Consider the following 25,981-nt stretch of genomic DNA (forward strand, 5'->3'; position numbering starts at 1 on the left):
TGGCCGCTGAGACGACGCGCACGTAGCTGGCCTCGCGATGCTACGGCAACGCCGAGACGATCTATCAGATGTGCTCCGACCCTTCATCGAGCGAGAGCTTATTTGTTCTTCGGTAACGAGCACGTGGACTGCGATCGGCGCCGCCAACCAACTCGATTGATCCCTCTTGTCGAAGAATGCGCAACCAACGAGCAACGGTTTTGTCGGCAAGCCCGGTGGCTGCCGTGATCTCGGATCGGGAACGAACCTGCTCACCAATAGCTGCGATGACCTGTGCTCGCCGATCAGCCCGGTGCGCCTGTTGCGTCTCTTCGCCAGCTGCGTCCGTTTCCACACCCGGAGCCAACCCGGATGTAGCTGCCTTGCAATATGCCCGCGCCACGGTAGTAGCAGGGCCTGCGCGAAAGTTCTACTGCGGGGATTTCCGCAACGACAAGATCAGCACCCTCAAACCGGTGTGTTTTGATAGTTGGACGAAGGGGCGGCTCCACATCCTCAGAGCAGAGTGCCCCCAGATCGGCTGTCATCTTGGCGGCGTCGCGCACTCCGGACGCGTGGAAACCTGACGTCTCATCCAAACCGAGGATGAGCACGCCGCCGCGCCCATTCGCAGAGGCCGAGAGAGTCTCCCTCACCGAGCGTGGCAGTCTGTCCTCGGCCCGTTTGGCCTCGACGTCGGCATGATCAGCACCCAGCGATCGGAGAGTGTCGACGATCTCGGCTAACTCATCGTCCAGCATGCCCAGCCTCCAGCATGCTAATTAGCATGCTCACACCAACGAGGTGAGCATGCTCCTAACAGTCGCAGGCCCCAGACGTCCCCGCGACAAGGATGGAGACTCATCTTGCCCATGCCGAACATGGCAACAGGGACGATGCTTCTCCAATTGCACGTGCCACGACAGCGTCAAACGTCGGTCCTTCGCGCAATACTGCCGCCATGCAGTGGAGCTTCACTGGCGAGATCGAGCGGTTCACCGGTCTCGGCGGCTGGTACCACGTCGACGTTCCGGACGACATCGGCGACGAGTTCGAGCACGACGGCTTCATCCCGATCATCGCTGAAGTCGGTGTGAGCCGGTGGAAGACGTCGGTCATGCCGAAGGGCGATGGCTCACGTTTCGTCGCGATCAAGGCCGCCGTCCGCAAGGCCAACGACCTCGACGAAGGCGACCCGGTCACCGTGACCATTCGCCGTGGTTGAGCACCAGCGGGACAATACCCAGATGGACAAGTACCAGCTGGTGACGTTCGTGCAACGGCGCATCGCGAACCCGATCATCCGCACTGCGCTGCTGCGCGGTATACCACTACCGGGCTATGCGCTACTGGAGACAACCGGCCGCAAGTCCGGCCAACCTCGCCGAGTTCCCGTCGGCGATGGCCTAGACGGTGACGTGTTCTGGATCGTCGCCGAGCACGGACGTCGCTCGGCCTACGTACGGAACATCGAAGCGAATCCCCGGGTGCGCGTGCGCGTCGGTCGCCAGTGGCGTACTGGAACCGCGCACATCCTCACCGACGACGACCCGCGCGAACGCCAACGCGAGCTCAGCCGACTGCGGCTGAGCGCTCGGCTCAATGCCGTAGCGGTCCGCTCGCTCGGCACCGACCTGCTAACAATTCGCATCGATCTCGACTAAGCAGGCGCACGACCAGGCGGAACCGTCACCGCGATCTCCGCGCCAAGCCGAGCGCCCAGGGCCAAGGCGAGGTCGTCGCCGCTCCAGAACCGTCCGGGGTCGTACCAGCTCGGCCGCCGCCCGCTGGCGAGTAACCCCATGGCTTCGTAGGTGACGGCGACGATCTCAGCGCAGTAGGCCGTCTCCAGGCCGCCCCCGGCCGCAGGCCGGCGACGCGTCGGCATCCGACCCCGGAACCACCGCGACGCCAGCCGTGCCGTCGACGGAAACGGCGTTCCGTTGAGCCTCGCGATCGTGCGAAGTACGGCGTCCTCCATCTCCCGGGTGACGTCGTAGTCCAGCTGACGCAACCACGCCCGCTGCCCGTACCGGTTACCCCAGACGACGACCGCATCGCGCAGGTCGTGCAGTTGCGCACCTCGCTGCCGGGTACCCGCCCATATGTCCGGCAGCGACCGGCCAAGCTCCGCGTGCCACATCAGCGGCGGCAGGTCCTCGATGACCACGGACATGCCGACATGGTTGACGGGACTGTTCGTCGTCACTCGGATCGCGCGGTCGGCCATCGTGTGACCGCGGAACAGCCACACGTCACCGGTCCGAGTGAGGGTCACAGCCTCATCGAGCGTGATCCGCGCTTCTGGCACGGTTGTAGCCTAAGCACATGCGCTGGTGGAAGGTACTCGGCCTGGCGGGCATCGCCGGTGTCGCCGCCACCGGGGTCGTGATCGCCAGGGCAGAGCGACGTCGACGGGCCTACACGCCCGAGGAGATCCGCGAACGCCTGCACGCCCGCTTGGCTGAAGCTTCACCGGCCGAGAAGCCGGCGTCGGGCTGAGGACCGCATCGGACTGAAGACCGTGTCGAGTAGAGCCACGTGAGTTGTCCTGCCACACTGCCGCCGTGGAACTGCTGATTGCCAGCAACCCTGACCCGGACTCGCGGCTGGCCTACCTGCTGCGGCTGCCCATCGAGGGCGGCTTGGTATTCCGTACGTCTGGGACCTGGCCGCGCACCAAAGCGCTGTACTGCTACCCGGTGTCGGCTGACGAGTGGCCGGACGACCCGGACATCGTGGAGCGCGCGCCGCTGCGGTCCTGTCGACGTCGAGGTGCCGCGATCGACGTCGTGTTGGACCGCTACCGGGAGAACCGCTCGCAGCTAGTGTTCACCAAGGCGCGGGGTCGAGACGCCGTGTTCTGGCAGTCACCGCGTACCCGTAAGCAGGCGCGACCGAACCTGCGGACGCCGAGCGCACGCGCGGCCGGGATCGCCGACCTGGAGATCATCGTCGATAGCCGCGAGCACTACGCGTACCGATTCAGCACCCAGCAGGTGAACGTCGTCAAGCGAACGCTGCCGTGTGGAGACTACGGCACGTTGGTCGACGGACGGCTGGTAGCGGCGGTCGAGCGGAAGTCACTAGGCGACCTCGTGACCAGTCTGATCAACGGCACACTGCGCTATGCCCTCGGAGAGCTCGCCGCGCTGCCTCGCGCCGCCGTCGTCGTGGAAGATCGATACTCGGAGATCTTCAAGCTCGACCGGATGCGCCCAGCCGACGTCGCTGACGGCCTCGCCGAGCTCCAAGTGCGCTGGAGCGAGGTTCCCATCGTGTTCTGCGAGAACCGTCAACTCGCCGAAGAGTGGACATACCGGTACCTCGCCGCCGCACGGCAGTGGGCGTACACCGAACGAGACGCACTCCCCCGCATCGCCCCCGCCGCCGACAGCGAGACCGGTGACGCGCCCGCGGCGCCCGAACCATCGACAGCCGAGGTCCGCGCGTGGGCTATGGACCACGGCCTGCCTGTGTCCGATCGGGGCAGGCTGCGGCCCGAGATCTGGCAGGCTTGGCGGGACGCACACCGCTAGCATGCCGGTCACGGTCGGACTGAACCTAATCGTGGGTGGCCACGTCCGACGATGCGATGGCCGGCCCAAATGCAACTGGTATCCAGAGGGACGAGGATTACTGGGAGCAACGTTCATTACAGCCAGTCCAACTAGTTACTCACCGCAAGGATTGAGCACGGTATACGCCAACAACAACGCATACGACTATGAGCTGTGGCAGGAACTGGATCCCATTGAAGGCCATCCGCCGTGGCGGCGCTCGAAGACGACGATCGGGCACGAGGCGAATGCTTAGTAGGTGTCGGGCTCCGTGACGACCTCGCGTACAGCGTCAGTGTCACCGACCCGGAGAAGAACTTGGGCGACGGCCCGTGTGCTGTCGCCACGAAACTCGCAACGCTCGCGGTGAAGACCATGAAGAGGGGAGCCTAATGTTCCTACCGCGTAGCAGGTGAGACCGCTGATTCCGAACTGTCGACCGCTGACGCACGCGCAAGCGTTAGCCCAGCCCCATCTTCGTCTGAGCCGGGCAAGGCTGCGGCCCGATATGGCAGACTTGACGGGATCACGCTGTTAGCGAATGCAACTGATCGTCGGATGGAACCCAGACGTGGGTGGTCGCGTCCGACGATGTGACGGATTCGATTGTGACCGTTTAACCGGTTGGATACCGTGACAGAGCGTTGACAGCTGCCACAGTGGCCGCGCGACGCATGGGGACGAAAGGGGATCTGCTGTCATGGTCAGGATCGACGGCTATCTGGCGAGCACATCGGCCGCAGCCGGTGACGTCGAGGACATCGCGTTCGATGCCGATGGGATACAGCGCATCATCGACGACACGAACGACTTAATCCAGCGAGAACTCATGCGAGCGCGGCGTGACGCAGCAAACATCTTCGAAAGAATGCTGAATCCACCGGATCACCCTGCGGGGGACCAGTTCGTAGCATTCGCGAAACAGCATGCCGAGCGCTACACCGAGTTCAACGATAATTACGTCGAGGCACTCAAAAATTTCGTCCGGAAACTAGAGAAGCTGCGAGTCGACTATATCAACCGCGAGGAAGACCTGAGTTGGGGATTTGACAAGGGAATGAAGCACTGACATGGCTAAAACAGGTTTAACCCTTCCTGCTCTAATACTGGTGGCCGGTGTAGTGCTCGCGGGTTGTTCGGATAGCGAAGCTGGCGCACCGGCATCTTCCGACGACGCGGGCGCCAACAGTTCGGCTTTGACCAGCCCCAACGGCGACTTGCCGCACAGCGGCGCCCCCGCTGTCGCTCAACCGATTAACACGAAAAAGTGGGAATCCGATCCATGCTCAGTGATATCAGCGAAGCAGTTTTCGTCAATCGGGTTCGATGACGTCGACGCAGAACCGAACCCCCACGTAGAGGCTGGCCCGACGTGCGATTGGTACCCCTCGAACGCGACCCTCGCTGGGTTCAGTGGTGCCTTTATCACCGGCGATCCACCAACCGAAGGTTTGAGTCGCCTTTACGAGCGACGCGAACTGGGCGACTACAAGGTCTGGCAGGAGCTCCGACCCATCGCAGGACACCCAGCTATTCGGGCAGAATATAAGGATGAAAGCGATCGAGGTATCTGCGGCATCACGGTCGGGGTCCGTAACGACCTTGCATATGGTGTGGAAGTCACCGACGAGGACAAGGAGATCACTAACGATCCCTGCGCTTTCGCGCAAAAGATTGCGAACCTCGCGGTGAAGACTATGAAGGGGGAAGGGTAATGCTGCCCTACTGCATAAGCGGGTACGAGATCTACCGCAGAGTCAACCCCAGGGCGGACTTCGAACACGCACTCGGCAATGGCGCTCAAGCATTCGGGGATCTGCACAAATCGCACTATGAAGTCGACACCGAGTTGTCGCGGATCGTCAAGTCGCTCGGTGACGCGTGGAAGGGCGAGGCCGCTGAGGCCGCCAAGGCCGAGATGATGGAGCTGCAGAAGGTCTCCGCGACGGTCGCGAAGGCCAACATGGAGCCCGCGCAGTACAGCTACGACGACGAATCGTCGAGTCACGCGAGTTTGCGTAACGGGCTACACCCGGTGGATGCGGAGCCGGAAGAAGCAGGGTGGTACGGCGTCCTCCCCGGCTTTGACAGCCAAGAAGACAAGAACGCGCAGTGGCAGGCAGATAACCAACACAACATCAACGAATACGACAAATTCTACAGCCGCTCGCAGCAGAACCAGCGGCTGATGAACGAGCCGTTCCCGGAAATCAAGATCGGCGACGACGTGAACTCCGGCGACAAGGGCCGGACCGGCGGGGTTGCCGGTGGTGGCGGCGCGACGAGCCCAAGCTCCAGTGGCTCGGGGTCGGCGCCAACGGCGGCATCGGGATACGGCGGTGGCGCGTATGGCGGCGGTTCCTACAGCACGAGCGCCCCGCAGGTCCAGTCACCCGCTGGTGCGGGTGGCTATTACGGCGGCACCAGCCCGGCGGGCTCCGGCGGCAGCGTTACGGGCCCGTCAGCGACCGGCCCGTCCACCGGCCTCCCGCCGGGGGCGGAGCGACTGCCGGACGGATCGATCCGTTACCCAGACGGCACCATCCGCTACCCAGACGGCACCGTGCGCACTCCGGACGGCCGTCTGATCCGCCCCGGCAGCACCACGACGTCAGGACTCGGTACCGGGCGACCCCGGTCCGGCGCTGACGGCGGGTATGGCCCTGGCGGCGCGGCAGGTCCTGGCCTGGCGGGCGGTGCCGTCGCCGGTGGCGGTGCGGCGGCGGGCTCGGCATCAGGTATGGCCGGGCAACCGCTCGGCGGCGGCAAGGCCGCTGGTGCGATGCCAAGCCAGGGTGCGGCACCCGGCGGAATGGCCGCTAAGGGCGGAGCGGGCTTCGGCCCCGGTCGCGGCGGCATGGGCGGCATGATGGGGGGCGCTGGCGCAGGCCGCGGCCAAGGCGGCGATGACGACGGCGAGCACCAGGACAAGTACTACATCAAGCAGGAAATGGACCCGGGGTTGCACGTCGAGTACGACGAGCACGGCGAAAAGCTGGTCGACGAGAGCACGGGCTTTACCGTCGTCCCGCCGGTCATCGGCGAATAGCACGCCACTCGACAGGGGGATTCTCGACGTGATCAAGCACGCTGTCTCCATCTCGGTGGAGGCGTACACCAGAGCCATCCAGTGGCTCAATCTCGGTGAACCGCATCCGACGCTGATCGGGGGCGCGCTGTGGTATCCGCCGAACGACGCCGCGGTGCGCGACCGGCAGATTCTCGCCGAGTTCGCCGAGCAAGGTCTGACGACGGGCAACGCCGTCTCGGACGATTTCGCGGAAACGCTCGTCGTGATGCAACGCGCCGCCCGCGAGTACTACACGCTCGCCAAGGTGGAGGGCAATCATGTCACCGTCCGAGCTGCGGTGATCGGCCGCGACGCCGTGCTGGTCATCGCGGGCGGCGGCATGGTCGACCTCGAGCCGATCCCATATGACCAGCTCGGCATCCGAGTGGCGAGCGCGCTGCCAGAAACGCCTGCCGCGCGGATCCGTTCGATGAGCTGTGACCGCACCATCCTCGAAGCGATCGAGAAAGGCGAACGCCCACCACCGGGCCCCAGCGTCACCGACGCACGGCACATGCAGCGTTGGCTGCATCTTGAGCGGACCAATGTCGGCGAGATGCACGCGGCCATCCGGCACGAGGCGCACGGTAAACGCATCGCGACGAAGCCCCCGCTGAGTTGCTGGATCGACAACGAAACCGGACGCGGCCTCTTGGTGCACGCCGATGGTGGGTGGCTGAACCTTGGCCCTGCGGGCCCCAACGAGCTGGCCAAGCGGTTCGCGCAACTCGAGGATGCCCTGCGAGGCCGCTAGTTCACCACTCGACCACCAGCTCGGATGGCATCGGGCGATGCAGTCGCCACGTGATCGACAGCGGGTCCTCCCCGTGTTCGGCATACGAGGCCTGACCGAGGCACCGGAAGGGCGCCGGGCTGTCGCCGGTAGACATCTCCCGCACGAAAAGCACCACGTGGCTGCCCTGTTCGGCGTGGCGCAGGTAGCGCTGGCCCGTCGTGGATGACGTCGACAACCGGTGCCTCGGCCGCCAGCGAAAGAGTTCAGTGCTCACCAGCTCGCCAGCGCCCGGCGTCACCAGTAGCGCGTCGGTGCGGGTCGCCGGGCACCACGCCGCGCCCGCGTTATGGCCACCCGGCGGACGTCGCAATGTCGCGTAGCCGAGCGCGGCCAGGATCTCCGCGCGCAAGTACCGAGCGTGGCTGGCCAACGGCACCGACGCCAGTTCGGCGTCGAGGGACACTGCCACATGCCGCGCGCGATCTAGCGCGACGTCGATCAGCTCCGCGATCTCCGCGCAGACTGCCCGATGCCGTCGCAAATGCGCCAGCCCCGCCGGGTACGACGCGAACCCGCCACGCTTCGGCCACACCGTGAACAGCAGCATCCGCGCCAGCCGCTGCTCCCGCTCGGTCAGCTGTCCATAGCGCGGACCATCGACGTCGACCAGACGCCGGTACATCTCCGCGCGTTCGGCGTCGTCGACGTGCGCGAACGCCGCCACCCGCCGGAGCAGGACGTCTTCGTCGGGACCTCCGGACGGCGTCACGAACCCGGCCGCACGGCGAGCGGATATCCACGTGCCACCGTTGCGGTAGACGTCGGACACCGCGCGGTCGGCCTGGTGCAGGTACGCGGCGAGCGGTAGATCGCCGTGGGAGCGGACGTCGGCGGCGAGCTGGCCCCGGGACAGCCGCGACGGTGCGCCGAGGTTGGCTAGCACGATGCGCCGCGCGGCTGGGTCGAGCACCGCACGGGAACCAGACGGCAGCGCGGTAAAGCCCTGTTCCACCTGACGTCGCAACGCACGTCGGCTCGCACCGGTCAGTGCGCGGTACCGCACGTCGAATCGGAACTCCGGGCGCTGCGTACCGATGAAGTCGAGCACCGTCAGCGCGGCTTTGCCCGGCGCGCGGCGCAGGCCGACACCGAGCTGCCGAAGGAATCGCGCCGGGTTGTCGGTGGGCCACAGCAGCAGCACGGTGTCGACTCCGTGAACATCCACCTCGTCGCCGTCGGACGCGAACAGGAGGCGAACGTCGCCCGTCCGGAGCGCGGCGACCGCCTCATCGTGGCCGGCACCGGTAGCAGCCAGCGCCGGAATACCGGATTCGCAGGCCGCGCGAGCCATGTACTCGGCGTGCGCGTCCGACACGCACCACCCCACCGCCCGCATGGAGCTCACATCGGACACGTTCTCGCGCAGCGCGGTGAGCACGATGTTCGCCCGCGCATCGTTCCCGGTGTAGCGCGCGTCGAGGGCGTCGACGTCGTACGTGCCGAGTTTCCAGTTCACGTCAGACACATCGACGTCGTCCGCGATGCCGAAGTACCGCACCGGCACCAGTAGCTCGGCCGCCACCGCGTCGCACAGTGACAGCTCATACGCCGAACGGCCGTCAAAATGCTGCAACACCTCGTCGTCCGGCGCTGCGGTGAGGCCGAGCAGTTCCCTGGGTCGCAGATGCCCCAACAGCCGCGCGTACCCGGGGGCCGCGCCAGGGTCGAAGCCGTCCACGACGACGACGTCGAAACGGCCAGCGGGTAACTCGTCGATCCCGTGCTCGACGAGGTCGCTGATGTTGACGAACAGGTGCCGACGACGCGGCCGCCTACCCGCTATGTGGATCGCGCCGAACTTGTCGTCACCAAGTGCCTCGCGGAACGTCCGCAGCGCCGACTCCAACGACGCACCCCGTGGCGCGACATACAACAAGCTCGTCTCGCGTCGCTCCCGAAGCCGCCGGTAATCCAGCGCGGCAAGCACGGTTTTGCCGGTACCGGCCGCTGCGACGACCACATTGCGGTGCCGGTCGTGTGTGTCGCGTTCGACGTCCAACGCCGCGAGCGCCTCCTGCTGATGCGGTAGCGGCCGGACTTGAAGTCCAGCGTGCCCGATCGTCGGCGGGACGCCGTCGCCAGTGGCGAGAGCCGCGTCGAGCCGGGGCGCATCACGGGCGGGGTCATACCGCTCGACCGCACTGGACGTCCAGTGGCTATCGAACGCGGCCTGGAACTTGCGTAGCAGCTCAGGGGTCGCGGTGCCGGACAGCCGCAGCGTCCATTCCATGCCCTCGGCAAGCGACGCTCGGGACAAGTTCGTGCTGCCGACGAACGCCGTGTCGTCCCCGGACGTGCGGTGGAACAGCCACGCCTTGGCGTGCGGCCGTTCGGGTTCCGTGCCGTAGCCGATGCGGACCTCGGCGTTGCCGCGCTCGACCAAGTGGTCGATGGCCGCACGCTCCGTCGCGCCGTGCCTTGCCGTGGTGATCACCCGGACCGGTACACCCCTCTGGCGTAGGTCGTTGAACGCATCGTCGAGTAGCGACAGACCGTCGCGGCGCACGAACCCGCACAGTAGGTCCACTCGATCGGCGCTGGCGAGTTCAGCCCGCAAGGCGACAGCAAGCGATGACGACGCGGTCCCGCCGGACAGCACGTCGTCGGACGACGACCTGTGGGCAAGCAACCGGCTGGCGGCCGCACCGATGGCAGCCACCCCATCGCCTGCCGCCGGCAGCTGCTGGCGCGGAACCGCCCCCGAGTCGAAGCCGGTGAACGCCATGAAACGGTCGAGCGAGCCTGAGCCGCCGTCATCGTCGTCTAGTAGTTCGAGCACCCGGTTGACCAGGTCGTTTCGCCGTTCGTCGTCCGGTTCCGTCTCGATACGTCGGCGTACGGCTTCGGCGACCCGCCGCGCGATGGCCTCGGGTGATTGGACCGGTTCGGCAGCACGGCCGACCGATGCCCCCGGCTGAAAGCGAGTGCGCAGGACCGCGAGCGTGCGCTCAAGGCGAATGGTGCGGACGGCGTCGGGGATACCGTCGGCCAGCGGGTCCATGCGCCAACTTTGCCACGTAACCCTCTTTAACACTCGCGAGGTTGGTACCGCCCTGTCGCACCCGAACGGACCGGCTGGTACCACTCCCGTGGGTCGTCTACGCGGAGTAAGCACTGGGATCAATTCGTCACGTAGCGAAACGCATAGGGCCGGTGATGCGATGACCAGGCAAGAGCGCTCGTAGAACCGGCAACCTCGCCGTACCGTCCTGCGAACGCCCAAACCCGCTTCGGCAGGACTCGGAGGCATGTCATGGCCGAACAGCATGGACTGCACACCGCATTGATCGTGCACGGCGCCGAACCATCGGGCCGCTCGTGTCCCGTCGTCGTCGGCCTCGCCCAGGCCAACGGCAAGCTCAACATCGCGCTCCGGGTGGGTGAGGACAGCGAGACCGTGTACCTCGAACCGAACGACGCCGCACGCCTGATCGTGAACCTCCGGAAAGCGATCGCGGCGGAGTACCACTACAGCTGGCCGTCCCAGCCGCCGTTCACCAGAAACGCCTCGGCTGATCAGGCCAACTCCGGACGTCCCGTGTCAACGCGATCCCGCAGCGCCTGAAGAACGTCACGACCACGGGCGGTGAATGACGCTCGCGCCGCGACAGCCGCGCCGCCCTATACAGCCGCGTACGGATTCAGTACACGTGCGCCCGCCATTGCCATGTCACCACTCCTGCGGGTGACGACGGCAAGTCCATTGACACTGGCCGTCGCGGCGATCAGGCCGTCAAGCACCGGGATGGGCTGCGTGCTGTCCTGCCGTCCCCACGCGCTGGTCACCGCCGCCGTCACCGGCAGGATCCGGTCATCGAACCGCGTCACGATCCCGCCGAGCCAGTCGTGCAACCGGCTCGCCTCCGCGTCATCGCCGCGCTGCCGTAGGCGTTCCGCGCCCCGCTGCAGCTCGCCGATCGTCACCGCGCTCAGGAACAGCTCGTGCGCTGACACTCGCTCCCACCACGCGGCGACACCCCGGTCCGGTTCGGACTTACGGATCTCGACCACGACGTCGGTGTCGATGAGGTAGCTCATCGCGCCCCGCCCACGTCGAGATCACGTGGCTGATCCCGCTCCCGGTCGGCGACGACGTCGATCAGGACCTCGGCCGCCGTGGCGGACACAGCGATACCGGAAGCCGAGCCAGCGACGTCACCCGAAGCCCCGTCAGCCGCCTCCCCCACCAGTGCCTGCTTGAGATCCACCTCGACGTCGAGACCCGCCAGCCGCCGGTACTCCGCGGCGTCGAGCACCACCGCCACGTCTACCCCGTGCTTCGTGACGACTTGCGGACCGTCCTCCCGAGCCGCCCGCAGCAGTTCGCTGAGGCGTTGCTTGGCGTCTTGCGTGGGCCATCGACGATCCATCTAGACAGTCTAGACAGCACGTTCTGGTGATGGTCAAGAACCACACCAACACGAACCGCGCGTGGCGCTGGCGAAAAGCGCTCCTAAGTGCGCCATCACCCGCGATGTCGCTCCAACGGACGAGCAATCTCCCCTTGACGGCTTGACCACTCCAGTCGCAGACTGGTGTTGCGTAGAACACAACTGATGTGCATTACGCAACGAGCGCCGCGACACGCATCGTCAGCTACGGGCCGCACATCAGCTACGGCACCCGGCTCCGGCCACCCAGTCCGCCACATCTCCCTACTCCGGATTCCCAGGCGCAACAGCGAGGTGTCCCTCATGACAGACGTACTACACCCCTACCCAGCGGCCCACCCGACAACGGCGGTGGACCAGCCAGCCGTGATGCTCTACACGCGGCTCAGGAAGTCGCCGTACTTCTGGAAGTCGCGGGCCCACGGCGTCGCCGCGTACAGCGTCTACAACCACACCTATCACCCCCGCCACTACGGTGACCCCGTCGGCGAGTACTGGGCCCTGTTGCAGGGTGTGACGCTGTGGGACGTCGGCGTGGAGCGGCAGGTCGAGATCTCCGGCCCGGACGCCTTCGATTTCACGAACATGCTGGTACCGCGCGACCTCAGCAAGTGCGACGTCGGCCAGTGCAAGTACGTGTTCGTCACCGCGCCGGACGGCGGGATCATCAACGACCCCGTGCTGCTGCGGGTCGAGGAGAACCGGTTCTGGCTCTCGCTCGCCGACAGTGACGTCGGGCTGTGGGCGATGGGGCTGGCCCACGCGGGCGGCTGGAACGTCCGGATCCGCGAGGCCGACGTCGCCCCGCTACAGATCCAAGGACCGAAGTCGAAGCAGGTCATGTCCGACCTGTTCGGCGCGGAAATCCTGGACGTGCCGTACTACCGGCTGCGCGATTTCACCGTCGACGACATGGACGTCGTGGTCAGCCGCACCGGCTACTCCGGCGAGATCGGCTACGAGATCTACCTCTACAACGCCTCCCGCGACGCCGAGCGGCTGTGGGACGCGGTGTGGCAGGCGGGCGAGCCGCACGGCATGCGTCCGATCGGGCCGTGCCACATGCGTCGGATCGAAGGCGGCATGCTCGCCTACGGCAGCGACATCACGCTCGACACCAATCCGCTCGAAGTCGGCTACGACTATCACTGGATGGTCGACCTCGACCAGGACGCCGACTTCATCGGCAAGGACGCGCTGACCCGTATCAAGGCGGAAGGCATCACCCGCCGCATGGCAGGCGTCGAGATCGACGGACCACCGCTCGGCACCTACAACGACGGCTCCATGATCGAGCCATTCGACGTCTACGCCAGCTCGACCGAACCGGTCGGCCGGGTGACTAGCGCCTGCTACTCGCCCCGGTTGGAGCGCAACATCGGGCTCGCCATGCTGCCGATCGAGCTGACCGAACTGGGCAACACCGTCACGGTGCGCACACCGACCGGCCTGCGGACCGGCACCGTTGTCGAGAAGCCCTTCATCGACCCGCGCAAGGAAACCCCGAAGGGCTGACGCGGTATGAGCTTCCAGCCGCTCCCGAAGGTGCCGCGCACGCGGCGGCCGTCGCCCCGCTGCTCGCCGCGCCGCGTTACGAAATCCTGCCGCTGCCGAGAGCCCTTGAGGCGACCGAGCAACTCCCGGCGGGCTCGGTCGTCACGGTCACGGCATCACCGCACAAGGGCCTGCACGCGACCATCGACCTCGTCGAGGACGTGGCGGCGCAGGGGATGCGCGCCGTGCCGCACCTCGCGGCACGGCAGTTCCGTGACAGCGCCGAGTTGGCCGGCGTCCTCGACCGCCTCGACGCGGCTGGCATCGACGAGGTGTTCGTCGTCGGCGGCGACAACCACGACCCGGCTGGCGACTTCGCGGACGGCCTCGCCCTGCTGCGGGGCATGGCCGACCTGGGCAGACTGCCCACCGACGTCGGGGTGCCGTCCTATCCGGAGGGACACCACACCATCGACGATGCCACGCTGTGGACGTCATTGCGTGCCAAGCAGGAGTACGCCACCTACACCGTCACGCAGTTGTGCTTCGACGCGGACGCCATCTGCCGGTTCGCCGCGGAGGCGCGGCGGCGCGGCATCACGCTGCCGGTGGTGGTCGGTGCGCCAGGGGTCGTCGATGTCACCAAGCTGCTGCGGGTCGGGCTGAAGATCGGCGTCGGCGACTCGCTGCGGTTCGCGCGCGGCAACGCCTCGGTCACGGGCAAGCTACTGCGACCGGGCGGCTACCGGCCGGACGGCCTTGTCCGCAAACTCGCCAGCCGCGTCGCTTATGGCGACTGCACCCTCGCTGGCCTGCACTTCTACACCTTCAACCACGTCGCGGCGACCGCTCGCTGGGTGCGCAACACGCACCGGCGGGCGGCATAAGGAGGGGTTATGGCAACCATGCCAACGGACATCGAGATCTCCCGCAGCGCAACGCTCAAACCGCTCACCGACGTCGCCGCCGACATGGGCATCGGTGAGCACCTGATCGAGCCATACGGCCGCTCGGTCGCCAAGATCTCGCTCGACGCGATCGAGGAGCTGGCCGACCGCCCGCGTGCCCGCTATGTAGTCGTCTCGTCGCTCACCCCGACCCCGCTCGGCGAGGGCAAGACGACGACAACGGTCGGGCTCGGCCAGGGCTTCGGCCACATTGGACACCGCGCGGTCATCGCCATCCGGCAGCCGTCCATGGGGCCGACCTTCGGCATCAAAGGCGGCGCGGCAGGTGGCGGCTACTCGCAAGTCGCACCGATGGAGTCGGTGAACCTGCACCTCACCGGCGACCTGCACGCCGTCAGTTCGGCGCACAACCTGCTCGCCGCGATGCTCGACAACCACCTGCACAAGGGCAACCCGCTCGACATCGACCCGTTCTCGATCTCATGGCGGCGGGTGCTCGACGTCAACGACCGCGACCTGCGCGAGATCATGACCGGGCTCGGCGGCAAGCCGCATGGCATCCCCCGCCAGACTGGCTTCGACATCACCGCGGCCAGCGAGGTCATGGCGGTGCTCGCGCTCGCGGACTCGCTGCCCGACCTCCGCAAGCGGCTAGGCAGGATCGTCGTCGCCTACGACCACAACGGCATCCCGGTCACGGCGGAGGACCTGCGCGCGGCGGGAGCGATGTGCGTGCAGTTGCGGGAGGCGATCAAGCCGAACCTGATGCAGACCATCGAGCAGACACCCGCGCTGGTCCACTGTGGCCCCTTCGGCAACATCGCGCACGGCAACTCGTCCGTCGTGGCCGACCTCATCGGCATCCACGGCGGCGACTACCTCATCACCGAGGCAGGGTTCGGCGCGGACATGGGCGCCGAGCGCTTCTTCAATATCAAGTGCCGGGCGTCCGGCCTCACGCCGGACGCGGCGGTGATCGTGGCGACGGTGCGTTCACTCAAGGCGCACTCCGGCAAGTACAAGGTCGTCGCGGGCAGACCGTTGCCTGACGAGATGCTCGCCGAGAGCCCCGACGACGTCCACGCCGGGTCGGCCAACCTGCGCAAACAGATCGCCAACATCCGCGCCCACGGCATCACGCCCGTCGTCGCGATCAACGCCTTCCCCAGCGACCACGAGAGCGAGAAACAGGCCATCGTGGACATCGCGAACTCGGAGGGCGTGCGCGCGGCGGTGACCTCGCACGTCGCCAAGGGCGGCAAGGGCGCTGCCGAGCTAGCTGAGGTCGTCGCGGAAGCATGCGAGGAGCCATCGCACTTCCACTACCTCTACGACGACAGCCTGCTGCTCGAGGACAAGATCGACGTCGTGGCGCGGCGCATGTACGGCGCGGACGGCATCGACCTCTCCGCCACCGCACGCAAGCAGCTCGACAGCTACCAGAACAACGGCTTCGGCTCGCTGCCGGTGTGCATCGCCAAGACCCACCTTTCGCTGTCGGCCGACCCGTCCCGCAAAGGCGCGCCGACCGGCTGGCGGCTGCCGGTGCGCGAGGTCAGAGCGTCGGTCGGCGCTGGCTTCATCTACCCGATCTGCGGGGACATGCGCACCATGCCCGGGCTGTCCTCGCGCCCAGCGGCCGAACACATCGACATCGACGAGACCGGGCAGGTCGTGGGGCTGTCCTGAAGGAGTTGATCGCTATGAGCACGGCAACATCGAACGTGCCAAGCAGCGCGGACGTCGTCATCATCGGCGCCGGGATCGTCGGGAACTCGGTCGCCTATCACCTCGCCGAGCTGGGCTGGCGCAACATCGTGCTACTCGACAAGGGGCCGCTGCCTGACCCGGGCGGCTCAACAGGGCACGCGTCGAACTTCATCTTCCCGGTAGATCACTCCAAGGAGATCACCGCGCTGACGCTGGAGTCGATGCGCCAGTACGAGAAGCTGGGCACGATCACCACGTGCGGCGGCATCGAGGTCGCCCGCAACGAGGAGCGCGTCGAGGAGCTGAAGCGGCGGCTGGCGTCGTCGAAGGCGTGGGGCATCCCATCGGAGCTGATCACGCCGGAGCGCGTGCAGCAGCTGGTGCCGTTCGTCGACCCGAGCATCATTCTCGCCGGGTTCTGGACGCCGTCGGCCGCCGTGGTTGACCCGTTGCAGACCGGCGCGCTGATGCGGGAGCAGGCCATCGGGCACGGCGCGCTCACGGTGTCGGCGAACACCGAAGTCACCGGCATCACCACCGAACGCGGCCGGGTCACGGCTATCCACACCGATAAAGGTGACATCGCCACCGACCGGATCGTCATCGCCTGCGGGGTGTGGAGTCCGCGCATCGCCCGGATGGCTGGCGCGCACATCCCGCTCACACCCGCGGTGCACCAGATGATGGACGTCGGCCCGATCCCGGAACTCGCCGACACGGGCACCGAGATCGCCTACCCGATCGTCCGCGACATGGACGCACTGATGTACGAGCGGCAAAGCGGGGCCGACCTGGAGATCGGCTCCTACGCGCACCGCCCGATCCTGCACGAGCCGGACGAGATCCCGTCCATCGAGGCGGCGGCGCTGTCACCGACGCAGCTGCCGTTCACCCAGGACGACTTCGACCCGCAGCTGGAGGACGCCCTCGAGCTGTTCGGCTCGATCCTCAACGAGCCGGGCGCGGGTGTGCGGCACGCGATCAACGGCCTGCTCTCGATGACCCCGGACGGCTCGCCGATCCTTGGTGAGTCACCCGAGGTCGGCGGGCTGTGGTCGGCGGCGGCGGTGTGGATCAAGGAAGGCCCCGGCGTCGGCCGGATGATGGCGGAGTGGATGACCACCGGTACGCCGGAGATCGACCTGCACGGCGCCGACATCGCGCGGTTCTACCCGCACCAGCGCACGACGCACCACGTCGTCGCACGCGCCAACGAGGGCTTCAACAAGATCTACGGCATCGTGCACCCGCGCGAGCAGTGGGAGTCGAACCGGCGGCAGCGGCTGTCGCCGTTCTACACCCGCGAGGTCGAGCGGGGCGCGGTGTTCTTCGAGGTCGGCGGCTGGGAACGGCCGCACTGGTATGAGTCGAACCGGCCGTTGGTCGACGAGTTCGGCGTGCCGGATCGCCCGCACGAGTGGGATGCCCGCTGGTGGTCCCCGATCACGAACGCCGAGCACCTCGCGATGCGGGAGCGGGCCGCGATGATCGACCTGACGGCGTTCGCGCAGTTCGACGTCTCGGGGCCCGGTGCGCTGGACTACCTGCAGTACATGGTGATGGCACAGGTGGACAAGCCGGTCGGGCGGCTGATCTACACGCCGGTGCTCGCGCCGAACGGCGGGTTCCGTAGCGACCTCACCATCGTCCGGCTCGGTGATGACCACTTCCGGGTAATCACCGGCGGCGCGGATGGCGCGCGAGACGCGTTCTGGTTCCGTTCCCACCTGCCGGACGACGGCTCGGTGGCGTTCGCGGACATCACCTCGGCGGTGTGCACGCTCGGCCTGTGGGGACCGCGAGCCCGCGACATCCTCGCGGCGGCAACGCCGGACGAAGTCTCCAACGAGGCGTTCGGCTTCGGCACCGCGAAACGGATCGTCATCGACGGAGTGCCGGTGATGGCGTTGCGGGTGTCCTACGTCGGTGACCTCGGCTGGGAGCTGCACGCGCCGTTCGAGCACGGGCAGCACCTGTGGGACGCCATCGCGGCGGCGGGCGAGCCGCACGGCATCGTCCCGGCAGGCATCGGCGTCTACGGCACCACCGGACGGCTGGAGAAGGGCTACCGCCTGATGGGCGCCGAGCTTGACTCCGAGTACAACGCCGTCGAGGCGGGCCTGGCGCTGCCGAAGGTGAAGTCGGCGGACTTCATCGGCAAGGAGGCCTACGTCGCGGCGCGCGAGTCGGGGCCCGCGGCGACGTTGTGCACGCTCACGGTGGATGACCACACCAGCGCGTCCGGCATCGCCCGGTACCCGCAGGGCGGCGAGCCGATCCTGGCCCGCGACGGTGAGCGGATCGTCGACCGCAAGGGCAGGGGCTCCTACGTGACCAGCGCGGGCACGGCGCCGTCGCTCGGGAAGTACCTGCTCATGGCCTACCTGCCGCCGGAGCACGCCGTCGAGGGTGAGCGGCTGCTGGTGGAGTACATGGCCGAGCAGTACCCGGTCACCGTCGCCCGCGTGGGCCGCACGCCGCTGTTCGACCCGGACGACACACGCATGAAGTCGTGAAGGGAGGCAAGCCATGGACGTGCTTGTCTGCGTCAAGCGGGTGCCAGCGCCGGGCGCGAAGGTCCCGCTGACCGACGACTCGACCGAGATCGACACGCGCTACCTCGGCCACACCATCGGCCCGCACGAGGAGTGCGCCGTCGAGGAGGCCGTGCGGATCGTCAAGGCGCACGGCGGCAGCGCGACGGTGCTGGCCGTCGGGCCAGCCGAGGCCGACGAACAGCTGCGCTACGCCATCGCGATGGGCGCCGACAAGGGCGTGCTGGTCGACGTCGGTGAGGCGGAGCTTGACCCGCAGGCCACCGCGTCGGCGATCGTCCACGCTGTCGGCGACACCCGCTACGACATGGTGCTGTTCGGCACCGAGTCGGCGGATGCCAGCCACTACCAGGTCGGCATCCGGGTGGCCCGCGCGCTCGGGTTGCCGATCGTCGGCGGCATCAAGGGCATCGACTTCGACAGCGACGGCAGCGCCGTGAAACTGCGCCGCGAGGTGGCCGACGGCGTCGAGGTGTACCGGGTGCCGCTCCCCGCTGCCGCCGCCGTCAAGGAGGGCCTGAACCTGCCGCGCTACCCCAGCATGCCGGGCAGGCTCAAGGCCAAGAAGGCTCGCATCGACGTCGTGCCGTACACGCCGGAGCCGGGTGGTCTGCGCAAGGTGCGGCTGCGGCAACCGTCCGACGACCGCGAGGAGGCGATCGTGCTCGGCCACGGCGCGGACGCCGCTCCCGCGGTGGTCGACGTGCTGGAACGGATCGGGGTGGTCTCATGATTCTGGCAGTGTTGGACGACTCCCCTGCCGCGTTGGACATGCTGGCGTTCACACAGTCGCTAGGGCAGCAGGTCGAGGCGGTGACGTTCGGGGAGTTCGACACCGATGACCTGGCCAAGCGCGGCGTGCGGACGTTGCACCAAATCACGCACGACGACCTGGCCGACTGTGCCCCCGCAGCCAGTGGCGATGCGCTGGCCCAGCTGATCGAGCACCTGCGACCGGACGGCGTGGTGGGCGTGTGCTCCGACGCCGTCACCGAGGCTATGGCGCACGTCGCCGCGGTGACCGGGCTGCCGCTGGCGACGAACTGCGTCGAGGTCAGCACGGGTGATTCGTGGCTGCTGACCAGGGTGCGCGGCGGCGGGATGCTGCTGGAGGAAGCCGAACTGCGCGTCGGCACGGGCGATGGCGCGAGCCCCGCGCTGCTGACCATCGCCCAAGGCGTCTCCGGCGACATCGGGTCCGGGCCTGTCGAGTCCTGTGACGTCCGCGAGTTCGCCCCGGAGCTAACGGCGACGGCGACGCAGGCCCGCATCGTGGAACGTGCCGATCGCGGCGGCGGCATGACGCTGGCGACCGCGCCGGTCATCGTCTCCGGCGGACGCGGCGTCGGCAGCGCGGACGGCTACCGGGTCCTCGAGGAACTGGCGGAACGGCTTGGCGGCGTCGTCGGCTGCTCGCGGGTAGCGACCAACAACGGCTGGCGCCCGCACAGCGACCAGGTCGGCCTCACCGGCACCAAGGTCAGTCCCGAGCTGTATCTCGCGTGCGGCATCAGCGGTGCGACACAGCACTGGGTTGGTTGCATGGACTCGAAGGTGATCATGGCGATTAACACCGACCCGGAAGCACCGCTTGTACGCAGGGCGAACTATGCCGTGATCGGCGACGTCCACGAGGTTTTGCCCGCCATCATCGCGGAGCTCAGCGCCCGGTCGACAGCGTGATCTGTCCGGGGCGACCTCGGATCGCGGGAAGTGCCCTAGACTCGAAGGTCGTGAGCTCCCCTAATGATGACCGCAGGCCCGGCGGTGTGCAGTCCGTCGACAGGGCGATCACCATCTTGGAGTTCCTGGCACGCAATGAGTGGTCGGGCGTCACCGAGGTGGGAAACGAGCTCGGCGTACACAAGTCGACCGCGTTTCGGCTCCTGAACACGCTGGAAGCGCGTGGCATCGTCGAACAGCACACCGACAGCGGCAAGTATCGGCTCGGCGCTGGTCTCGCGCATCTCGCGCGCGGCATCAGCGTCGACCCCGATCTGACCCAGAACTCGCGGTTCGGCTGCGAGTGGCTGGCACGGCAGACCGAGGAGACCGTCACGCTCACCGTCCTCGAGGGCGATATCTGCGTGACGATCGACCAGATCGTGTCGAGTTCCACCGTGGTGAGCCGTAGCTGGCTTGGCAGACAGACGCCGCTGCACGGGACGTCACCTGGCAAGGTGTTCCTCGCGTTCCTGCCGGAGGAACGACGCGCCGAGCTGCTGTCCGGTGAGCTGGAGAAGTTCACCGAGAACACGATCGTCGACCCCATCGCGCTGCGCGAGGAACTGGACCGAGTGGTCGAGAACGGCTTCGCCACCACCGTCGAGGAGTTCGAGGAGGGCCTGAACGGTGCGGCGGCACCCGTGCGGGACGCGGAGGGAACCGTCGTGGCCACTATCGGCGTGTCCGGCCCCTCGTACCGGCTCGACGAGGACGAGCTCCGCAAGCTCACGCCGGTGATCCGCGAAGCAGCCGACCTGGCGTCCTCCAGGATGGGATACTTCCATCCGATCAGCACCGACGACTAGCGGGCCGGAGGCCACGTTCCTGGGGTTGCGTGCGGAACGGGACCAGCGGGCACCATGGCTGGTAGCAGGTCGCGCCGCATGCAGACTCTCGGCCACTTGCCGAGGCCGTTGGCCCGCTCTGCCTCGAGGATGGCGAGCAAGCCTGGCGACAGCTCGGCGAGGCCGAGTTCCCGGAACCCGCAGCGCAGATAGTACGGCGCGTTCCACGGCACGGCGGCGAACGTCGTCAGCGTCAGCGCCTCGATGCCACAGCGCGCCGACTGATCGGCGGTGTGGTCGAGCAGCGCCTTGCCGATGCCGCGCCGGGCGAAGTCGGGATGCACCGAGACCTGTTCGATGTGGGTATTGCCGTCGACGACATCGGTGATCAGATACGCCATCAGCCTGCCGAAGGGCCCGACGGCCACCCATGCCTCGCCGTTGCGCTGGGCGTACGCCAGCTCGGTCAGCGTGGGAGGCTCGTCGTCGGCGATCTCCGCCATCCCGATGTCACGGAAACACCGGCCGGCGGCACGCTCGATGTCCTGCAGTGCAAGCAGCTCGTCGGCACGAGCCGTTCGGATACGCACCCCACCAGTATCGGCCTGGTTGGCCGACCGTGCCATCCCCACACGGTGTTCGGCTGATCGCAGCCGTGATCCGGCCCACCAACGGTTCCACTCGCTGTGACATGATCCCGGTTATGAACATCATTTCCATTAGCTGGGATGGGTGACATGGCCACGCTACTCATGGTGGAAAGCTGGTTGCGCTCGACCGGCCACAGCCTGCCGCCGCTGATCCGGCGGCTCGGCCACGACTACGTCCTGCTGACCAAGGACCCCGCGCTCTACCCGGAATCGACGTCCGGACTGCGGCACCCGGTGCGCGCCAACGCGAGCGAGATCGTCCGCGCCGACACCAACGACCCGGACGCCGCCGTGGCGGCAGCTCGCACGGTGGCGTCGCGGCGCCGAATCGACGGCGTGCTGACGACCTGCGACTACTACCTGCCCACGGTGGCCACGATCGCGGACGCGCTCAGCCTGCCCGGCGCGCGACCGGACGTGCTGCACACCGCGACCCGTAAACACCGGGTGCGGCAAGCACTGGACGACGCGGGGGTGCCGAACGTCGGGTTCGCGGTAGCCGATTCGTATGACGCGGCGCGCGACGCGGCGATGTCGTTGGGATACCCGCTGGTCGCGAAGCCAGTGGACCTCAACTCGGGCACGGCGGTGCAGCGGGTGGACGACGACGCCGCGCTCAAGGACGCGTTCCACGAGATCACCGCGGACGAACGCAACACGCGCGGTCAACCGCGCGAGCGCGTGATGCTGCTGGAGCAGTTGGTCGACGGGACGGAGGTCAGCGTCGAGGCGATCACACGGGACGGTGAGACCACGATCGTGGGTATCACCGACAAGAGCCTCGCTGGGCCGCCCGCCTTCGTGGAGTCCGGGCACATGTTCCCAGCCGAGCTGCCCGAGTCCGCCGTCGCCGAGACGTCAGCGTACGTGCGCGACGTGCTGGCCGCGCTCGACTACCGTCACGGCCTCAGCCACACCGAGCTGCGGCTGACCACCGATGGCCCCCGCCTGATCGAGGTCAACCCTCGACAGGCTGGCGGCTACATCTTCGACCTGCTGCACTTGGTGACCGGTGTGCATCCACTTGAACAACTGGTGCGACTCAGCCTCGGGCAGCAGCCTCGGGCGCATGAGACCACCGACATCGCCAGCGCCGCGGTGTTCTTCGTGATCTCGCCGCGGCCGGGCACGGTGGTCGGGGTGGTGGGCACCGGCGCGCTGGACGTCGACCCGGACGTCGTGCGCTGGCAACTCTCGGTGCCCGCCCGGGCTGGGCTGCCGCGCAGCAACGACGCGTACCTCGGCCACGTCGTCGTGTCGTCCGCATCGCCCTGTGACGCGCGCGCGAAAGCGGAGGCGGCGGTCGGGTCGCTGCGGTTGCGGTTCGCCGACGGCACGCACGCCCAGCCGCTCGGGGTGCCGTCCGTGGTGAGCCCGGCCCCGGTGGGGTCATAAGTCCGCCGATCCACCGGCGTGCGACGCCAACGTGTGCTTTTCTGAAACCGTGGACTTCGAAGCCGTTGCTGATGAGCTCTACAGCGGCCCTCGCGAGGAGTTCATCCGCACCCGCAACACCCGTGCGGCCGAGGCCAAGGATCGATCACTGGCCACACGGATCAAAGCGTTGCGCAAGCCAACACTGGCGGCGTGGCTGGTCAACCGGCTCGCCCGCGAGCGTCCAGACGACCTGGCCGAGTTGACAGCGCTTGGCCAAGAGCTGCGTACCGCGCACGAGGAGTTGGCGGGACGACGGTTACGAGAACTGTCGGTGCGGCGGCGCGAAACCGTCGACGCGCTGACGCTCGCCGCGCGAGAGATCGGACGCGAATCGGGACTCGGCGTCAGCGACACCGTCACGGATCAGGTCCACGCCACGCTGCAAGCGGCACTGGCGGGCGGCGAGGCGGCGGATTTGGTGATGGCAGGGCGGCTGGCCGCGCCGCTGGACCCGGCCGACGCGCAGCAGTGGCTGACGGCGGGCGTTCTCGCGCGGCGGGCGGATGACGAGGCGGGCGAGCCGTCTGGCGCGACGCCCAGCGCCACGTCCGGACAAGCCTCCCGTACGAAATCCGGCGCTCGCACGACCGGCTCTACCGTCAGCGCCGCCGAAGTCCAGCGCAGGCGCGAAGCGCGCAAACGGGCCGAACGGGACGCCGAGAACGCCAAGGCGCGCCGAGACGAGGCGGCCAAGACACTGGCCGATGCGCAGCGACGCGCCAACGAGGCCACCGAGGAGGTCGCGGAGCTACGCGCGAAGCTCGTCAAAGCGCAGCGTTACGAGAAGCTGGCACGCAATGCGGTGCGGGCGGCGCAGCTCGAACTCGGCACCGCGGAGCGGGAGTCCGATCGCACCGAACGTGCGCTACGACGTCACGGGCCGCCACACTGAAGACGTCGGATCGAAGACGTCACGCGAGCGACGTAAGCACGCCCGCCGCGAGTGGTAGATGTCGACATGTGACCCGGTCCCCGCGAGGCCACATGTCGACTTCCGCGCGCCTGGTATCAGCGCACCGTGCGCCGGTACCAAGCGCGAGACTCGCCCTCTGGCACGAAGATGCGGGCGAGCAGCGTAGTCAGCGCGGCGCCGATCACCAGCCAGAGCAACGCGGCGATGCCCTCGTTGAGCGCCACTTCCAGCTTTTCGTTAGCCGCGGGGAACAGCGTGCCGAGGCCGAGATCGACTGCCTCCGCCCAGCCGGTCACGAACTGGGCGAAATCGTTGCGCATATTGGCCTCGCCCACGACGAGCAGGATGTGCAGCGCGAGCACAACGGCGAATAGCCCGGTGACGACGCTGATTACGCCGTTGACGACCCGCACGAAGCCAAGCCGCACGGGCGGCCGCTCCGAGACCACTTCGCCCCGCTGGTCACGGTCTGGTTCTGGGTTGGTCGTCATGCCCGGTGGATAACCACGATATCCACCGGGCAAACGTCGCAAGGGTCTCTACCAGGAACCGATACAGTCGTATCGCTGACCATTCGACTGTATCGGTTTCCGCGAAAGACACTCACACCGAAGAGCCTCACCGCGACAGCGCCCTACGGCAGCGACCGCCCCGACCAACTCCACGCGTAGCCGGGGTCCTCGCAGGCGTCAGCGGCTTCACCAAGGTCGAGCGGGGCGAAGGTGTCCACCATGACCGCTGTCTCATCGAAGAACTCCGCGCCGACCGACGCCTCGGCCGCACCAGGCTGCGGACCGTGCGTGCACCCTGACGGGTGAAGTGACATCGACCCGATGTCGATACCGGAACCCTTGCGCGCCTCGTAGTTGCCGCGCACGTAGAACATCAACTCGTCGGAGTCGACGTTGGCGTGGTTGTACGGCACCGGGATCGCCAGCGGGTGGTAGTCCACCTTGCGCGGGCAGAACGAGCAGACGACGAAATTCGGCCCCTCGAACGTCTGGTGCACGGGTGGCGGCTGGTGCACCCTGCCCGTGATCGGCTCGAAGTCGTCGATATTGAATACCCACGGATACAGGCAACCGTCCCAGCCGACGACGTCGAAGGGGTGGTGGTCATAGGTGAACCGCGTCAGCCCGGCGCGATGGCGGACAAGGACCTCGGTGTCGGCGTCGGACTCAGGGCCATCGACCAGCAACGGTTCGGTGGGCCCGCGCAGGTCGCGCTCGCAGTACGGCGCGTGTTCGAGGAACTGGCCCTTAGCCGACAGGTAGCGCTTCGGCGGCCCGATGTGGCCGCGCGCCTCCAGCGAGAGCACCCGCAGCGGCGGTGTCGCACTTTGGTCCCGCCCACCGCCCCTACTGGCACCTGGCACCACGCGATAGGTCGTCGAGGTCGGCAGCACGACGTAGTCGCCGTCTCCGACGTCGAGGGCACCGTAGATGGTCTCGATGGTGCCGCTGCCGCCTTGGATGTAAAGCAGTTCGTCGCCGATGGCGTTGCGATACAGCGGGCTCGGCTCGCTCGCGACGGCGAAGCCGATGGTGACGTCGTTGTTGCCGAACAGCCTGCGCCGCGCGGTGATGGCGTCGGCGTCCGGTTTGAACGCCAAGTCCTGCGTGCGGTACGCGCGCGGCTTGAGCGGGTGATTGGCCACGATCGGGCCTCGATCGTCCTCGACCGGCTCCGCGCCGACGATCGACGTGGGCAGGTAGCGGTGATAAAGCAGGGCCGAGTCAGAGGAGAATCCCTCGACACCCATCAGCTCCTCGGCGTAGAGGCTGCCGGTGGGCGAGCGAAACTGGGTGTGCCTTTTGGGCGGTACCTCGCCGATCTTCCGGTAGTACGGCATAGCGATCTCCAGACGTACGCACGTCGAATGCGGTGAACGACGCCTTCCCCGCGTTGGTTGCGGCGAAAGCGTCAATCACCGCGCCCAGTGCGGTGAAAGCGTCGTTCACCGCGGATAATCTGTCCGATAATCGGAACATTTCGTTCGACTATAGTA

27 protein-coding genes are annotated in these 25,981 nt (G+C 67.3%); 19 read left to right on the plus strand and 8 right to left on the minus strand.

Annotation, left to right across the window (positions count from 1 at the left end; translation table 11 throughout):
- Positions 1-284: 284 nt before the first annotated feature.
- Positions 285-740 carry an AlbA family DNA-binding domain-containing protein gene (locus tag ACFQGD_RS00090; protein WP_345391823.1) on the minus strand — a complete coding sequence of 152 codons (456 nt, stop codon included), beginning with the start codon at positions 738-740 and terminating at the stop codon, positions 285-287.
- 200 nt (positions 741-940) lie between these two features.
- Between ACFQGD_RS00090 and ACFQGD_RS00095 the strand changes: the two genes are divergently transcribed.
- Both ACFQGD_RS00095 and ACFQGD_RS00100 read left to right on the plus strand, forming a co-directional pair.
- Positions 941-1,204, plus strand: a complete 264-nt coding sequence (locus ACFQGD_RS00095) for a DUF1905 domain-containing protein (RefSeq protein ID WP_345391826.1) — start codon at positions 941-943, stop codon at positions 1,202-1,204.
- A 22-nt stretch (positions 1,205-1,226) separates the two neighbouring features.
- The gene (locus ACFQGD_RS00100) at positions 1,227-1,643 is read left to right on the plus strand and encodes a nitroreductase/quinone reductase family protein (RefSeq protein WP_345391829.1); all 417 of its coding nucleotides are present in this window, start codon (positions 1,227-1,229) and stop codon (positions 1,641-1,643) included.
- On the opposite strand, the gene ACFQGD_RS00105 is transcribed toward ACFQGD_RS00100, so the two are convergent.
- Positions 1,640-2,290: a hypothetical protein gene (locus ACFQGD_RS00105; protein WP_345391833.1), complete on the minus strand. Its 651-nt coding sequence runs from the start codon at positions 2,288-2,290 to the stop codon at positions 1,640-1,642. The genes ACFQGD_RS00100 and ACFQGD_RS00105 overlap by 4 nt on opposite strands.
- Positions 2,291-2,307: 17 nt before the next feature.
- Between ACFQGD_RS00105 and ACFQGD_RS00110 the strand changes: the two genes are divergently transcribed.
- From ACFQGD_RS00110 to ACFQGD_RS00140, 7 genes are all read left to right on the plus strand, one after another.
- The gene (locus ACFQGD_RS00110) at positions 2,308-2,481 is read left to right on the plus strand and encodes a hypothetical protein (protein ID WP_345391836.1); all 174 of its coding nucleotides are present in this window, start codon (positions 2,308-2,310) and stop codon (positions 2,479-2,481) included.
- Positions 2,482-2,546: 65 nt separating this feature from the next.
- A complete protein-coding gene (locus ACFQGD_RS00115; RefSeq protein ID WP_345391839.1) occupies positions 2,547-3,518 on the plus strand; it encodes an ERCC4 domain-containing protein in 972 nt (323 codons plus the stop codon).
- A gap of 231 nt (positions 3,519-3,749) precedes the next feature.
- Positions 3,750-3,932, plus strand: coding sequence for a DUF3558 domain-containing protein (locus ACFQGD_RS00120; protein WP_390220998.1), 183 nt, complete (start codon positions 3,750-3,752; stop codon positions 3,930-3,932).
- Between the two features lie 307 nt (positions 3,933-4,239).
- Entirely contained in the window at positions 4,240-4,608 is a 369-nt protein-coding gene (locus ACFQGD_RS00125) for a hypothetical protein (RefSeq protein WP_345391845.1), read from the plus strand.
- A gap of 1 nt (position 4,609) precedes the next feature.
- The gene (locus ACFQGD_RS00130; RefSeq protein WP_345391848.1) at positions 4,610-5,254 is read left to right on the plus strand and encodes a DUF3558 domain-containing protein; all 645 of its coding nucleotides are present in this window, start codon (positions 4,610-4,612) and stop codon (positions 5,252-5,254) included.
- Positions 5,254-6,588, plus strand: coding sequence for a hypothetical protein (locus ACFQGD_RS00135; RefSeq protein WP_345391851.1), 1,335 nt, complete (start codon positions 5,254-5,256; stop codon positions 6,586-6,588). The genes ACFQGD_RS00130 and ACFQGD_RS00135 overlap by 1 nt, the downstream gene beginning before the upstream one ends.
- 28 nt (positions 6,589-6,616) lie before the next feature.
- On the plus strand, positions 6,617-7,363 hold the full coding sequence (locus tag ACFQGD_RS00140; protein ID WP_345391854.1) for an ESX secretion-associated protein EspG: 747 nt from the start codon (positions 6,617-6,619) through the stop codon (positions 7,361-7,363).
- Position 7,364: 1 nt separating this feature from the next.
- On the opposite strand, the gene ACFQGD_RS00145 is transcribed toward ACFQGD_RS00140, so the two are convergent.
- Positions 7,365-10,406, minus strand: a complete 3,042-nt coding sequence (locus ACFQGD_RS00145; protein WP_345391857.1) for a DEAD/DEAH box helicase — start codon at positions 10,404-10,406, stop codon at positions 7,365-7,367.
- Between the two features lie 252 nt (positions 10,407-10,658).
- Here ACFQGD_RS00145 and ACFQGD_RS00150 point away from each other — a divergent pair, with 252 nt between their 5' ends.
- On the plus strand, positions 10,659-10,970 hold the full coding sequence (locus ACFQGD_RS00150) for a hypothetical protein (RefSeq protein ID WP_345391860.1): 312 nt from the start codon (positions 10,659-10,661) through the stop codon (positions 10,968-10,970).
- 56 nt (positions 10,971-11,026) lie between these two features.
- Here ACFQGD_RS00150 and ACFQGD_RS00155 read toward each other — a convergent pair whose 3' ends face one another.
- Positions 11,027-11,443, minus strand: coding sequence for a type II toxin-antitoxin system VapC family toxin (locus ACFQGD_RS00155; protein WP_345391863.1), 417 nt, complete (start codon positions 11,441-11,443; stop codon positions 11,027-11,029).
- On the minus strand, positions 11,440-11,775 hold the full coding sequence (locus tag ACFQGD_RS00160; RefSeq protein WP_345391866.1) for a type II toxin-antitoxin system Phd/YefM family antitoxin: 336 nt from the start codon (positions 11,773-11,775) through the stop codon (positions 11,440-11,442). Before ACFQGD_RS00160 ends, ACFQGD_RS00155 begins: the two co-directional genes overlap by 4 nt.
- 324 nt (positions 11,776-12,099) lie before the next feature.
- On the opposite strand from ACFQGD_RS00160, the gene ACFQGD_RS00165 reads away from it, so the two are divergent.
- The 7 genes from ACFQGD_RS00165 to ACFQGD_RS00195 all read left to right on the plus strand — a co-directional run bounded on the left by ACFQGD_RS00165 (position 12,100) and on the right by ACFQGD_RS00195 (position 20,994).
- Positions 12,100-13,311, plus strand: coding sequence for a glycine cleavage T C-terminal barrel domain-containing protein (locus tag ACFQGD_RS00165; RefSeq protein ID WP_345391869.1), 1,212 nt, complete (start codon positions 12,100-12,102; stop codon positions 13,309-13,311).
- 92 nt (positions 13,312-13,403) lie between these two features.
- The gene (locus tag ACFQGD_RS00170) at positions 13,404-14,177 is read left to right on the plus strand and encodes a methylenetetrahydrofolate reductase (RefSeq protein ID WP_390221138.1); all 774 of its coding nucleotides are present in this window, start codon (positions 13,404-13,406) and stop codon (positions 14,175-14,177) included.
- Between the two features lie 18 nt (positions 14,178-14,195).
- Positions 14,196-15,887 carry a formate--tetrahydrofolate ligase gene (locus tag ACFQGD_RS00175; RefSeq protein WP_345392439.1) on the plus strand — a complete coding sequence of 564 codons (1,692 nt, stop codon included), beginning with the start codon at positions 14,196-14,198 and terminating at the stop codon, positions 15,885-15,887.
- 14 nt (positions 15,888-15,901) lie between these two features.
- Positions 15,902-18,424: a GcvT family protein gene (locus ACFQGD_RS00180; protein ID WP_345391875.1), complete on the plus strand. Its 2,523-nt coding sequence runs from the start codon at positions 15,902-15,904 to the stop codon at positions 18,422-18,424.
- A gap of 13 nt (positions 18,425-18,437) precedes the next feature.
- Positions 18,438-19,196, plus strand: coding sequence for an electron transfer flavoprotein subunit beta/FixA family protein (locus ACFQGD_RS00185; protein WP_345391878.1), 759 nt, complete (start codon positions 18,438-18,440; stop codon positions 19,194-19,196).
- Complete coding sequence (locus ACFQGD_RS00190; RefSeq protein WP_345391881.1) at positions 19,193-20,146, plus strand: electron transfer flavoprotein subunit alpha/FixB family protein; 954 nt, start codon at positions 19,193-19,195, stop codon at positions 20,144-20,146. Before ACFQGD_RS00185 ends, ACFQGD_RS00190 begins: the two co-directional genes overlap by 4 nt.
- Positions 20,147-20,196: 50 nt before the next feature.
- A complete protein-coding gene (locus ACFQGD_RS00195; protein ID WP_345391884.1) occupies positions 20,197-20,994 on the plus strand; it encodes an IclR family transcriptional regulator in 798 nt (265 codons plus the stop codon).
- On the opposite strand, the gene ACFQGD_RS00200 is transcribed toward ACFQGD_RS00195, so the two are convergent.
- Positions 20,991-21,599 carry a GNAT family N-acetyltransferase gene (locus tag ACFQGD_RS00200; protein WP_345391887.1) on the minus strand — a complete coding sequence of 203 codons (609 nt, stop codon included), beginning with the start codon at positions 21,597-21,599 and terminating at the stop codon, positions 20,991-20,993. The two genes, ACFQGD_RS00195 and ACFQGD_RS00200, sit on opposite strands and share 4 nt — an antisense overlap.
- Before the next feature lie 111 nt (positions 21,600-21,710).
- On the opposite strand from ACFQGD_RS00200, the gene ACFQGD_RS00205 reads away from it, so the two are divergent.
- Positions 21,711-23,018, plus strand: a complete 1,308-nt coding sequence (locus tag ACFQGD_RS00205) for an ATP-grasp domain-containing protein (protein ID WP_345391890.1) — start codon at positions 21,711-21,713, stop codon at positions 23,016-23,018.
- 49 nt (positions 23,019-23,067) lie between these two features.
- A complete protein-coding gene (locus tag ACFQGD_RS00210) occupies positions 23,068-23,952 on the plus strand; it encodes a coiled-coil domain-containing protein (protein ID WP_345391893.1) in 885 nt (294 codons plus the stop codon).
- 116 nt (positions 23,953-24,068) lie between these two features.
- On the opposite strand, the gene ACFQGD_RS00215 is transcribed toward ACFQGD_RS00210, so the two are convergent.
- Positions 24,069-24,464: a hypothetical protein gene (locus tag ACFQGD_RS00215; RefSeq protein WP_345391896.1), complete on the minus strand. Its 396-nt coding sequence runs from the start codon at positions 24,462-24,464 to the stop codon at positions 24,069-24,071.
- A 143-nt stretch (positions 24,465-24,607) separates the two neighbouring features.
- A complete protein-coding gene (locus ACFQGD_RS00220) occupies positions 24,608-25,825 on the minus strand; it encodes a homogentisate 1,2-dioxygenase (protein WP_345391899.1) in 1,218 nt (405 codons plus the stop codon).
- Positions 25,826-25,981: the final 156 nt, after the last annotated feature.

The organism is Haloechinothrix salitolerans, from assembly GCF_042662605.1.
Taxonomy (GTDB): Bacteria; Actinomycetota; Actinomycetes; order Mycobacteriales; family Pseudonocardiaceae; genus Haloechinothrix_A; species Haloechinothrix_A salitolerans.

Excerpts from the sequence above, each read along its gene's own strand:
- ACFQGD_RS00100 (WP_345391829.1), top strand. The coding sequence starts at position 1,227 with ATGGACAAGTACCAGCTGGTGACGTTCGTGCAACGGCGCATCGCGAAC.
- ACFQGD_RS00175 (WP_345392439.1), top strand. The coding sequence starts at position 14,196 with ATGCCAACGGACATCGAGATCTCCCGCAGCGCAACGCTCAAACCGCTC.
- ACFQGD_RS00215 (WP_345391896.1), bottom strand. The coding sequence starts at position 24,464 with ATGACGACCAACCCAGAACCAGACCGTGACCAGCGGGGCGAAGTGGTC.
- ACFQGD_RS00150 (WP_345391860.1), top strand. The coding sequence starts at position 10,659 with ATGGCCGAACAGCATGGACTGCACACCGCATTGATCGTGCACGGCGCC.
- ACFQGD_RS00125 (WP_345391845.1), top strand. The coding sequence starts at position 4,240 with ATGGTCAGGATCGACGGCTATCTGGCGAGCACATCGGCCGCAGCCGGT.
- ACFQGD_RS00165 (WP_345391869.1), top strand. The coding sequence starts at position 12,100 with ATGACAGACGTACTACACCCCTACCCAGCGGCCCACCCGACAACGGCG.
- ACFQGD_RS00180 (WP_345391875.1), top strand. The coding sequence starts at position 15,902 with ATGAGCACGGCAACATCGAACGTGCCAAGCAGCGCGGACGTCGTCATC.
- ACFQGD_RS00190 (WP_345391881.1), top strand. The coding sequence starts at position 19,193 with ATGATTCTGGCAGTGTTGGACGACTCCCCTGCCGCGTTGGACATGCTG.
- ACFQGD_RS00090 (WP_345391823.1), bottom strand. The coding sequence starts at position 740 with ATGCTGGACGATGAGTTAGCCGAGATCGTCGACACTCTCCGATCGCTG.
- ACFQGD_RS00110 (WP_345391836.1), top strand. The coding sequence starts at position 2,308 with ATGCGCTGGTGGAAGGTACTCGGCCTGGCGGGCATCGCCGGTGTCGCC.
- ACFQGD_RS00160 (WP_345391866.1), bottom strand. The coding sequence starts at position 11,775 with ATGGATCGTCGATGGCCCACGCAAGACGCCAAGCAACGCCTCAGCGAA.
- ACFQGD_RS00205 (WP_345391890.1), top strand. The coding sequence starts at position 21,711 with ATGGCCACGCTACTCATGGTGGAAAGCTGGTTGCGCTCGACCGGCCAC.
- ACFQGD_RS00220 (WP_345391899.1), bottom strand. The coding sequence starts at position 25,825 with ATGCCGTACTACCGGAAGATCGGCGAGGTACCGCCCAAAAGGCACACC.
- ACFQGD_RS00200 (WP_345391887.1), bottom strand. The coding sequence starts at position 21,599 with ATGGCACGGTCGGCCAACCAGGCCGATACTGGTGGGGTGCGTATCCGA.
- ACFQGD_RS00155 (WP_345391863.1), bottom strand. The coding sequence starts at position 11,443 with ATGAGCTACCTCATCGACACCGACGTCGTGGTCGAGATCCGTAAGTCC.
- ACFQGD_RS00130 (WP_345391848.1), top strand. The coding sequence starts at position 4,610 with ATGGCTAAAACAGGTTTAACCCTTCCTGCTCTAATACTGGTGGCCGGT.
- ACFQGD_RS00145 (WP_345391857.1), bottom strand. The coding sequence starts at position 10,406 with ATGGACCCGCTGGCCGACGGTATCCCCGACGCCGTCCGCACCATTCGC.
- ACFQGD_RS00185 (WP_345391878.1), top strand. The coding sequence starts at position 18,438 with ATGGACGTGCTTGTCTGCGTCAAGCGGGTGCCAGCGCCGGGCGCGAAG.
- ACFQGD_RS00135 (WP_345391851.1), top strand. The coding sequence starts at position 5,254 with ATGCTGCCCTACTGCATAAGCGGGTACGAGATCTACCGCAGAGTCAAC.
- ACFQGD_RS00095 (WP_345391826.1), top strand. The coding sequence starts at position 941 with ATGCAGTGGAGCTTCACTGGCGAGATCGAGCGGTTCACCGGTCTCGGC.